The 10,388-nt window shown below is 56.9% G+C and carries 11 protein-coding genes and 1 pseudogene; 4 read left to right on the plus strand and 8 right to left on the minus strand.

All coding sequences use genetic code 11. The features are described 5' to 3' along the window. The first annotated feature begins 26 nt into the window (after window positions 1-26). Window positions 27-1,682, plus strand: coding sequence for a methyl-accepting chemotaxis citrate transducer (gene tcp, locus CNE01S_RS02850; protein WP_061273272.1), 1,656 nt, complete (start codon window positions 27-29; stop codon window positions 1,680-1,682). Window positions 1,683-1,746: 64 nt separating this feature from the next. On the opposite strand, the gene CNE01S_RS02855 is transcribed toward tcp, so the two are convergent. After that, on the minus strand, window positions 1,747-2,034 hold the full coding sequence (locus CNE01S_RS02855; protein ID WP_061273274.1) for an HTH-type transcriptional regulator: 288 nt from the start codon (window positions 2,032-2,034) through the stop codon (window positions 1,747-1,749). Between the two features lie 391 nt (window positions 2,035-2,425). On the opposite strand from CNE01S_RS02855, the gene CNE01S_RS02860 reads away from it, so the two are divergent. The 3 genes from CNE01S_RS02860 to CNE01S_RS02870 all read left to right on the plus strand — a co-directional run bounded on the left by CNE01S_RS02860 (window position 2,426) and on the right by CNE01S_RS02870 (window position 3,911). Beyond that, window positions 2,426-3,136 (plus strand): DUF3053 domain-containing protein, encoded by a 711-nt coding sequence (locus tag CNE01S_RS02860; protein WP_061273473.1) that lies wholly within the window; start codon window positions 2,426-2,428, stop codon window positions 3,134-3,136. A 145-nt stretch (window positions 3,137-3,281) separates the two neighbouring features. Continuing rightward, complete coding sequence (locus CNE01S_RS02865) at window positions 3,282-3,551, plus strand: hypothetical protein (protein WP_061273276.1); 270 nt, start codon at window positions 3,282-3,284, stop codon at window positions 3,549-3,551. A gap of 15 nt (window positions 3,552-3,566) precedes the next feature. Next, window positions 3,567-3,911 (plus strand): hypothetical protein, encoded by a 345-nt coding sequence (locus CNE01S_RS02870; RefSeq protein ID WP_061273278.1) that lies wholly within the window; start codon window positions 3,567-3,569, stop codon window positions 3,909-3,911. Window positions 3,912-3,934: 23 nt separating this feature from the next. Here CNE01S_RS02870 and ghrB read toward each other — a convergent pair whose 3' ends face one another. From ghrB to bcsD, 7 genes and pseudogenes are all read right to left on the minus strand, one after another. Next, entirely contained in the window at window positions 3,935-4,909 is a 975-nt protein-coding gene (gene ghrB / locus CNE01S_RS02875) for a glyoxylate/hydroxypyruvate reductase GhrB (protein WP_061273280.1), read from the minus strand. Between the two features lie 56 nt (window positions 4,910-4,965). Continuing rightward, window positions 4,966-6,249 carry an MFS transporter gene (locus CNE01S_RS02880; protein ID WP_061273282.1) on the minus strand — a complete coding sequence of 428 codons (1,284 nt, stop codon included), beginning with the start codon at window positions 6,247-6,249 and terminating at the stop codon, window positions 4,966-4,968. Window positions 6,250-6,317: 68 nt separating this feature from the next. Next, window positions 6,318-7,253, minus strand: a complete 936-nt coding sequence (locus CNE01S_RS02885) for a sugar kinase (protein ID WP_061273284.1) — start codon at window positions 7,251-7,253, stop codon at window positions 6,318-6,320. Window positions 7,254-7,255: 2 nt separating this feature from the next. Next, window positions 7,256-8,005, minus strand: coding sequence for a sugar phosphate isomerase/epimerase family protein (locus CNE01S_RS02890; RefSeq protein WP_061273286.1), 750 nt, complete (start codon window positions 8,003-8,005; stop codon window positions 7,256-7,258). 113 nt (window positions 8,006-8,118) lie between these two features. Then, window positions 8,119-8,821: pseudogene (locus CNE01S_RS02895) on the minus strand (substrate-binding domain-containing protein). Window positions 8,822-8,909: 88 nt separating this feature from the next. Next, window positions 8,910-9,905, minus strand: a complete 996-nt coding sequence (locus CNE01S_RS02900; RefSeq protein ID WP_174522172.1) for a family 8 glycosyl hydrolase — start codon at window positions 9,903-9,905, stop codon at window positions 8,910-8,912. Between the two features lie 14 nt (window positions 9,906-9,919). Beyond that, window positions 9,920-10,387, minus strand: a complete 468-nt coding sequence (bcsD, locus tag CNE01S_RS02905; RefSeq protein ID WP_061273475.1) for a cellulose biosynthesis protein BcsD — start codon at window positions 10,385-10,387, stop codon at window positions 9,920-9,922. Window position 10,388: the final 1 nt, after the last annotated feature.

Consider the following 10,388-nt stretch of genomic DNA (forward strand, 5'->3'; position numbering starts at 1 on the left):
CCACTACTTCAGGAACGTTCGGCGCTATGAAAAATATCAAAGTTATTACCGGCATCGTGACTACGCTCGGGATTTTCAGCGTGTTGTTGCTGGTGACCGGGGCTCTGTTCTACTCGTCCGTCAGCAGCGATCGCCTTAACTTCCAAAACACCGGCCTGCTTAACTACCAGCAACAGCAGCTTGGCGGCAGCTTCCAGACGCTGGTTGAAACCCGCGTCACCATTAACCGCGTGGCGATTCGCGTCCTGAAAAATCAGCGCGATCCTGCCTCGCTGGAGGCGATGAACAAGCTACTAACGAATGCTGGTGTGCTGCTGGCCGACGCGCAAAAGCAGTTTTCCAGCTACATGGATTCCGACGATGTGCCGGGCCAGGACAAAGCCATTGATGACAAAGCGGCCGCCAGCTTTAAGCAAATGCATGACGTCATGGCGCAGTCCATTCAGTTCCTGAAGGCCGATAACTACCAGGCTTACGGCAACCTTGATGCCCAGCAGGCTCAGGACGATTTCAAAGCCGTTTACGGCCAGTGGCTGACCCAGAACACCCGGCTGCTGAAGGCCGCCAGCGCGGAGAACCAAAGCAGCTATACCGGTATGCTATGGACGCTGGGCACCATTTTTCTGATTGTTATCGCCGCGCTGGTGGTTATCTGGCTCGGCCTGCAGCGCGTGCTGCTGCACCCGCTGAAAAACGTGATGGGGCATATTCAGGCGATCTCTGAGGGGGATTTAACCCGCACGATCGACGCCGAAGGGCGCAGTGAAATGAGCCGTTTGTCCGCCGGGCTTAAATCTATGCAGCAGTCGCTGGCGAAGACCGTGAGCGTGGTGCGCGACAATGCCGATTCCATTTACACCGGTGCGAGTGAAATTTCCGCTGGCAGCAGCGATCTCTCCTCCCGCACGGAGCAGCAGGCGGCGGCGCTGGAAGAGACGGCGGCCAGCATGGAGCAGCTTACCGCCACCGTGAAACAGAACACCGACAACGCGCGGCAGGCGACCGGTCTGGCGAAAAATGCCTCCGAAACCGCGCAGAAAGGCGGGCGCGTAGTGGATAGCGTGGTCAGCACGATGAACGAAATCGCCGAAAGCTCCGGCAAAATCGTGGACATCACCAGCGTTATCGACAGCATTGCCTTCCAGACCAATATTCTGGCGCTGAACGCCGCGGTAGAAGCTGCTCGTGCGGGCGAGCAAGGCCGTGGATTCGCCGTTGTGGCGGGGGAAGTCAGAACGCTGGCCAGCCGCAGCGCGCAGGCCGCGAAAGAGATTAAAGTGCTGATTGAAAACTCGGTGTCGCGCATTGATACCGGCTCCAGTCAGGTGCGTGAGGCTGGCGCCACCATGAAGGAGATCGTTTCGGCGGTCACGCGCGTGACCGACATTATGGGCGAAATTGCGTCAGCCTCTGAAGAGCAAAGCAAAGGCATTGAGCAGGTGGCGCAGGCGGTGTCCGAGATGGACAGCGTGACGCAGCAAAACGCCTCGCTGGTGGAAGAGTCCGCTTCTGCCGCTGCGGCTTTGGAAGACCAGGCGAGCGAGCTGCGTCAGGCGGTAGCGGTGTTCCAGCTCCAGGGAGGGCGTCGCGTGGAGCCGGTGCAGGAAAAACTCCGTCCTCAGCCCGCCACCTTAAAACCGCAAACGGCCTCGGCCTCTGATGCAAACTGGGAAACGTTTTAATCTGGCTCTGAAATGACAAACCCCGCATCACGGCGGGGTTGTTTTCTTTCGGCACAACGGTTTTCTAGCTTATTAACTGCTTACTAAGGCCAGGGTTGGCCTGAATCAGACGCATCAATTTCATTTCGGTGCTTGAGGGTTTGAGTCGTCTGGACTCCCATTCCTGCACCATCGTGACGCTAACTCCCATCGCCTGAGCAAAATCATCGATTTTTAGTCCGGTACTTTTACGTAGCTGCTCAAACTCCGAGAAGGCGCTGGGTTTCTGACTCAGGCTAACGGCCTGATTATCTTTAAAAACAATCTGCTCAAGACTGCTAAGCAGCTCAATCATTGGATCTTTATATTCCATTGAGAACTCCTCATAAATCACACAGCGAGAACGTGAACGCAAAGAAGCTTATTAACTGTAGCTGGATTTAAAGCGTGCGTATGATCACGTTAGTGGCCAAACGTGCTGCAAAAAAATGCTTATGCGTTTCAGCTGAATGCTCAGTCGAAGTAAGCGCTTGAAAAGGTTCTGATGGCTGGCATTAGTATAAATATGTAAATAGTTATGCAAATCCTTAGCAAGCTAATCCTGCCTCCGTCCCACAGGGCTTTTCGCGCGTTTTCTTTCGCCGTGGAAGAAGCATAAGAGATTATTGCGAAAGGGTATCTTGCTAAGGGCTGTTGGACTATTCTTAGCATCGTTATTGGGTGGCAATTTGCCAGGTAGTGCATTGGTGACAGGAGTAGAAATGATGGCGACAGGTAAGTCCTGGTCTCGCTGGTTTGCGCCGCTGGCGGCGTTATTAATGGTGGTGAGCCTGAGTGGTTGCTTCGATAAAGAAGGCGACCAGCGTAAGGCGTTCATCGATTTTCTGCAAAACACGGCTATGCGTAGCGGCGACCGCCTGCCGACGCTGACGTCCGATCAGAAAAAACAGTTTGGCCCGCTGGTCTCTGACTACGCGATTCTGTACGGCTTCTCCCAGCAGGTTAGCCAGGCAATGGATGAAGGCATGAAGCCGGTCGTGGATAGCGTGAACAGCATCCGCACCCCTCAGGATTACATGACCCAGCGCGACGCGCTGCGCCAGGCTAACGGCTCGCTGAACGTTTTGGGTCAGCAGGTTCAGAATGCCAAAATGCAGGCCGACGGCGCGCTTGCGGCGCTGAAACAGCCTGACGATCTGAAAACCGTTTACTATCAGGTTTACCAGAAAGTGGTGACCAGCCCGGCGAACGCTATGGCGCCGCTGATCCCAGCCGCACAAATCCTGACCCAGCAGCTGGTACAGGTGGGTGATTTTATCGCTCAGCAGGGGACTCAGGTTGGCTTTGCTAACGGCGGCATTCAGTTCCCGACTTCCCAGCAGGCAAGTCAGTACAACTCGCTGATTGGCCCGCTGTCCGCTCAGCATCAGGCGTTTACTCAGGCCTGGGCCGCAGCGCAGACTGCAACGCAGTAAGTTTTATGGGCTAAGAAAAAGCGGAGCGCTTCACGGTGACTCCGCTTTTTTTATGGGCTACGAATAGTGACAAATTTAGGCTAAATTTGACCCCACACTTTATTGCTCATAAAATAGACGGCACCTGTGTTATTGGAGCGAAACCATGCCTAAAACAATGTCGCAAAAAACGGCGCGTGAAAGCTTTAGCACCCCCGGGGTCTTTGAAGGGGGAGCCTGGATCACCAAAAACGGTGTGGCAGAGTTATATGTTCAAACGGCCGCAGAGCGCCAGCTTGAAGAAGCGGAGAAGATGAGGGAGCGTCAGAATAATGCGTTACTCAAACTCATTATGAAGGCAAAGCAGGAAGCCGCCAGTGGTGCTACTTTCTCTCCTGATGAGGCGCTGGCAAAACTGCGTCAATCCAGGAAATAAGAGGGATTATCAAGGATGAGCCGATCGATTACTCTTGCTGAAACGGCGGTAACCAGCCTCCAGGATCTCGAGTTTTTTAAAGCGCAGTTTATGGGTAATACCGAAGCAGCAAAGCGGATTGATGACCTGTTGCTACGTTCAGTTTCGGCCATTTCTCTCGATCCTGCCCGCTATCGGTTTAACGGTATTTTGGCCGATAAAGGAATACGTATCCTTGAATGGCTGGATACAGATAATGAATACCGCTGCTTTTATGACGACAGCGATCCGTGCCGGGTAGTCATACTGCTTTATGCCAGTATGAAGGAGGATTTTGAGTCCGCCTTATACCGGCATAATGTCATTTATTCGACGGGCTAGCGTTTTCTGGCCCGCCGAAAGAGCTATTTCAGCACCTGCGGATTCACGCAGTTCACTTCCACTTTACCGGTCAGGGCGGTAATCAGGTTTTCCACCGCACATTCCGCCATGCCGTAGCGGGTTTCATGGGTGGCGGAGCCGATGTGTGGTAAGGCTACAACATTTGGCATGCCGAGCAGCGGGGAGTCCAGCGGCAGCGGTTCCTGCTCAAAAACATCCAGCCCGGCGGCGTGAATTTTGCCCTCTTCCAGCGCCTGAATCAGCGCCTTCTCGTCAACCACCGGGCCGCGCCCGACGTTGATCAGAATGGCGGAGGATTTCATCTTCGCAATTTGCTCTGCGCCAATCAGGTGGCGGGTTTCTTCGCTTAACGGCAGCAGAATACAAACGAAATCAGACTCTGCCAGCAGGGTATCCAGGTCGCAATAGCGGGCGTTAAAACGCTCTTCAGCTTCTTTATGATGGCGGCGGGCGTTGTACAGAATCGGCATGCTGAAGCCGAAATGCGCGCGCTGCGCCAGCGCCAGGCCGATGCGTCCCATGCCCAGAATACCGAGCGTTTTATGGTGCACGTCGATACCAAACCAGTCAGCATCGATGCTGCTTTGCCATTCGCCGACCTTCACGCGCTCGGCGACTTCCACCACGCGGCGTGCGCTGGAAAGGATCAGCGCCATTGCGGTATCGGCGACGGTTTCGGTCAACACCGTCGGCGTATGCATCAGCACCACGCCGCGCTCGTTCAGGGCCTCCACGTTGAAGTTGTCGTAGCCGACAGAAACGGTAGAAGCCGCGCGCAGCTTGGGCGTATTGGTCAGAAACGCAGCATCGACTTTGCCGCCGGAGCCCAGGATACCTTCCGCGTTGGCAAACAGATCCGCGTTCGCTTGTACGGTTTCCGGGCTGATATCGTCAAGCTGGGTGACGATAAAGTGGCTTTCAAGCCGGGATAGCAGGTTGTCAGGCAGCGCCTTGTAGAGGATGACGGACGGCTTCATGAGATTCTCCGTTTTCGGTTAAACGCGAACCGGGCGACGAAGCGCCCGGCGCGGGGTCAGGCGTGATGTGCGCCGGACGGTATTTGTTGATGGTTAGCAGGCTTAACAATCAGAGTAAGCCATACTGAGGCGAGCAGCGCCAGCCCCATAAAGACATAGGACGCCGCCGGGCTGCCCGTGGCGCCGTTCAGGTAGCCCACAAACCAGGAGCCGACGAAAGAACCCAGCGCACCCATGCTGTTGATTAAAGCCATCGCGCCGCCAGCCACGTTCTTCGGCAGCATCTCCGGGATAATGGCGAAGAACGGGCCGTACGGGGCGTACATTGCCGCCCCGGCAATCACCAGCAGCGTATAGGACACCCAGAAATGGTTGGCCCCGACCAGCCATGAGCCCAGGAACGCCAGCGCGCCAATCAGCAGCAGCGGCCAGACGAACAGCTTGCGGTTTTGCATTTTGTCCGACGCCCAGGAGACGGCGATCATCGCGATAGTCGCGGCCAGGTAAGGCACGGAAGAGAGCCAGCCGACCTCCACCATTCCCATGCCTGCCGCACCCGCGCTGCGGATAATCGACGGCAGCCACAGCACGAAGCCGTACACGCCGATGCTCCAGGCAAAATACTGCATACACAGAATAACCACGTTACGTGACCGGAAGGCTTCACCATAGTTACGCACGGCTTTGATGCCTTCCTGCTCTTTCTGTAACTGCGCCTGCAGTGCAGATTTTTCACCGTCTGACAGCCAGCCCACCTGGGCCGGTTTATCTTTTACCAGCACCCACCAGGCAAACGCCCAGATAACCGCCGGGATCCCTTCGAATATGAACATTTCGCGCCAGCCGAAGGCCTGAATCAGGTAGCCGGACACCACCGACATCCACAGCACGGTGACCGGGTTGCCGAGGATCAGGAAGGTATTGGCGCGGGAACGTTCGGACTTGGTAAACCAGTTGCTGATATAAATCAGCATTGCCGGCATCACCGCCGCCTCAACCACGCCGAGCACAAAACGAATGGCGGCCAGCATCGGAATGTTGCTCACCATGCCGGTCAGCGAGGCACAGCCGCCCCATAAGATAAGGCAGACGAAGATAAGTTTGCGCACGCTGCGGCGCTCGGCGTACATCGCCCCTGGGATCTGGAAGAAGAAGTAGCCGAGGAAGAACAGCGCGCCCAGCAGGGATGAAATCCCTTTGGTAATACCGAGGTCATCGTTGATGCCTGCGGCGGAGGCGAAGCTGAAGTTGGCGCGGTCGAGGTAAGCCAGGCTATACGTGATAAACACGATAGGCATGATGTACCACCAGCGCTTTGGCGCGATTGTCTGGTTTTTCATGAGAGTGCCTCTATCTTGAGGTTAACCGTCTCGCTTTGTCTGTAGGGTACAGAGCGAGGGTGTCGGGTTTATTCGCCCAGTGCGCTTCGGGTCGGTAGCCCTTCGCTGTCACCGATGACCTGTATCGCCAGTGAGCCGATTTTGTTGCCCCGGCAGACGGCCTGATGCAAAGATTTCCCTTCCAGCAGGGCGCTTATCACCCCGACCGCAAAGCCGTCTCCGGCCCCCACGGTATCCACGACGTTGTCTACTTTTACCGCCGCGACCGCGCCTTTCTCGCCGTCTGCGGTTTTATACCAGGCGCCGTCCGCGCCGGTTTTTAGCACCACGACTTTTACGCCATGATGAAGATAAAAATCGGCGATCCCTTCCGGGGTGTTCTGCCCGGTAAGCACGATGCCTTCCTTCACGCCGGGCAGCACCCAGTCGGCCTGGAAGGCCAGCTGGTTAAGCTGCTGCACCATTTCGGCTTCGCTGCGCCACAGCACCGGACGCAGGTTAGGATCGAAGGAGAGCGTTTTGCCCTGATGCTTCATCGTTTTTGCCGCGTGATTCAGCAGCTCTAGCGAGGTGCCTGACAGCGCTGCCGCCACGCCGCTCAGGTGCAGGTGGCGCGCCGAGAGAAAGTATTCGGTATTGAAGTCAGCCACCGAAAGATGACTGGCGGCGGAGTCCTTACGGAAATATTCCACAATGGGATCGGTTCCATCTTCGACTTTGGATTTAAGCTGAAAGCCGGTGCGGTATTGCTCGTCTACGGTGACGGCGCGGGCGTCGATGTTTTCCTTCGCCAGCTGTTGCAGCACGTAGCTACCAAAGGAGTCATTGCCTACGCGGCTCACCCAGCCGACGCTTAAGCCCAGGCGAGCCAGCCCTGTGGCGACGTTCAGCTCGGCACCTGCGGCGCGTTTAACAAAGTGTTCGGCGGCGGCCAGATCGCCGGTTTCGCTGGCGACGAACATCGCCATCGCTTCACCAATTGTGATGACATCCAGCTGATGCATGGTTATTCCTCGCGTAAAAGATTGACGTAATGTCGGGTGACCGCAACCAGGTCTCGCCCTTCCAGCGGAAACTCAATGCCGCGTGGGGCATCCACCGGCAGCATGTTCAGCAGCCCTTTCCAGTCAGAACTGGCGTCATCCAGCGCCACGGCGCGGTAGTGGTTATGGTGGGCAACAGCCGTTTTCACATGGATATAGCTTACGGAAGGCGCCAGCGCGCGCGCGGCCTGCTGTGGGGAATCATCCACCCACAGCCAGTTAGCCATGTCGAAAGTGAGCGTGACCGGCAGGTTGTGAACGCCACAGGCGGCCTGGAAGCGCTGCATCGGCGCGAGTTTGCCGCTGTCGGTTTGGTCGTTTTCTACCACCAGTGCGACGGGGCTTTCGCTGAGCCACTGCTTTAGCGTGTCGAACATCCGGGCGTGGTTAAACTGCCCGAGAGAGAGCTTGAGCCAGCGGGCGTTCAGCTGATGAGCCTCCTGTAACAGCGAAGGGATCAGCGGGTTAAGCTTGCCGTCGCCCGTGAACAACGGCTCCGGCGCGGAATAGCAGGCTTCCAGCCCGTGCTGGGTGATTTCACCGGCCATCGTTGACAGAAAATCTAACTGCGCGGAGGTAAACAGTTCACGGCGGATCTCCACGCCGTCGGCACCTGCTTCGGCAATAATGGGCAGTAAAGCCTGCTGCCCGCCGAGGGCGGCAATGCGGTCGTGGCCATAGGCGGCGGTGACGACGATAATTTTTCGCGACATGGCGGTCTCCAGGGCGATAACAGCTAACTAACGATGTTATTACGCTAGATGGAACCGGTTCCAAAGAAAAGAACGCCAGTGCTAATTTTTGAGCGCCATCACGAACAAAAGATTTAGCGGGAGGTGGAGCCGCGCACGATAAGCTCGCCGGAAAAGAGCTGTTCACGCACGGTTTCAGCGGTGCCTTCAATGCGCCTCACGACCTGCTCCAGCGCGGCGTAGCCTATCTGCCAGGTCGGCTGCTTCAGGGTGGTAATGCCAACGCCGGCAAGCTCTGCCCATTCCAGCTCGTCAAAGCCCAGCAGGCCGATATCGCTGCCCCAGATCAGGCCGATGCGGCGCAGAGAGCGGGCAACCTGCAGGGTGAGCGCCCCGTTGGCGGAGATAACCGCTTTGCGCATCCCACGGTGGCGGGTGTGGAACTGGCGTAACGAGTTGTCGATTAACTCTGCTTCGTGCAGCGGCGTTTCGGCATTTTCGGCGATCACGCCGGGATAGCGCTCCAGCGTGCTGCGAAATGCACGTAAGCGTTCATGGCGGGTATTCACCATGCCCAGCGGCTCACTCAGGAACAGTATCGCCTCGAAGCCCTGCTCGATGAGGTGTTCGGTGGCGGTGGTTGCGGCCTCGTTTCAGGCCACGCGCCATCTGGCTTGGGCGGTAATCGAGTTCGGCAATAGCGCGCTCAATGCGGCCACGGAGGTCATCGGACAGCGCGTTTTGCTCGCCGTTAAGGTAGCGGGAGACGCTGGTCTTCCCGGTCTTCGCCGCTTTTGCGACATCGCTTATCGTAGGGCGCGCTGCCTTGCCGTTCATAGCCGTCTCCAGAGGGGTAACCCTGCGGAGAGTAACATATTTTTATGCGGGGAAAGACGGGTCGCTGAGCGCAACCCGCCTGCAATCGCTACTGCTTCGCCATGATCACCAGCATTTTCAGGCTCGCAGAGTAGTAGTCATCCTGTGGGGTGAGGCTCAGCGGCTGGCCGTTATCGCCCAGCGTCAGGTCTCTTACCGCCAACAAACCGCCCTGCATCATGTACGGCGCGGGTTCATTGTTCACGACGTTCACCCAGGCCGGCGTTTGCATTCGCGGGTAGCGGCTCCAGAAGGTTTTAAACGGCGCGAGTTCCGGGCTTGCAGGGTTGTACCAGGCCAGATAAAGCGGGACGCGGATGGCGTCGTAGCTAAAGCGTGGTGGCTTGTCCGGGGCCGGTTTCATGCTGCCATCTGCGGCAAGCGACACCCAGTCCGTTGGCAGCTGACCGTTGCCCCAGCGCATTTTGCCGAGCAGCGTTTTGCCGTCGGCGATCAGCTGTTTCCACACCGCTAAATGACTGCGCTGGGCGAAGTCCTGCCACGCCGGGAAGATGAAATAAGAGGGATTGAGGGTGACCGAACTGTTCAGGTTAAACCCGTCGACGCCGGGCAGCATTACGCGCTTGCCGGCAAACTGGATGACGTTATGGGTGACCAGCGCTTTTGTTATCGCGTCGGAGGCTTTCAGGTAGTCGTTACTGTGCCATTTTTGCCCCGCTTTGAGCAGCGCCCAGGCGATAAACGTATCGCCGTCGGTGGCGTTGTTTTTGTCGGCGATAGGGTCGGGTTCAACCGGATTATAGCGCCAGTAAAACAGGCCATTTTTCGGGTTGCGCAGGGTGGCGTTGGTCCAGCCCCAGATTTTATCGAAGCTTGCCCGGTCGTTATTCTCCACCGCCATCATCATGGCAAAGCCCTGGCCTTCGGTATGGCTGACGCTGTTATTGCCAGTGTCGATTATCCTGCCGTCGCTCATCAGAAAACGGGATTTATAGGTATCCCATTCGCTGGCCGCGTGGGCTGGCAGGCTGGCCAGCATCCACGTCATTCCCATTAATAGCAGCGCTGTTAAGCGGTTCCTCATCACTTCTCTCCGTGTTACGCCCTGTTTTGATAGCGAAAGTTAACCGTCGAGGCGTTGGGCGATGGCTCCTGCCACAAGGCTACATGAGGCTGGCCGCCCTGCGCCAGTAGCCAGCGGGCATAAAGCCCTTCCAGCACGGCGCTGAACGCCTGGCTCCAGCTTTGCTGCTGGCGTGATTCACCCGGCAGCGGCAGCGCCTGGTGGTGAATAATCATCATTTTTTCGCTGGCTTCAATGTCGACGTAGCCCCAGTTAAATCGCGCCAACTGGCTGTTCATCTGTTGTTCGAGTTCACCCACCGTGGCGGCGATAGGGAGCGGGTAGCGGTCCGCCAGCTCCTCTCCCATCTGGTTCAGAAACGGGCGGCTGTCGTGGTAGCCCGCATTACTGACCATGCCCTCAATCATAATATTGAGCAGATCGAACCAGCCCGGCGGCGTCTGCTGGGCCTGAAAATAGTGTAAAAGCTGCTTTTCTTGCATC

The organism is Cedecea neteri NBRC 105707 = ATCC 33855 (assembly GCF_001571265.1).
Lineage (GTDB): Bacteria > Pseudomonadota > Gammaproteobacteria > Enterobacterales > Enterobacteriaceae > Cedecea > Cedecea neteri.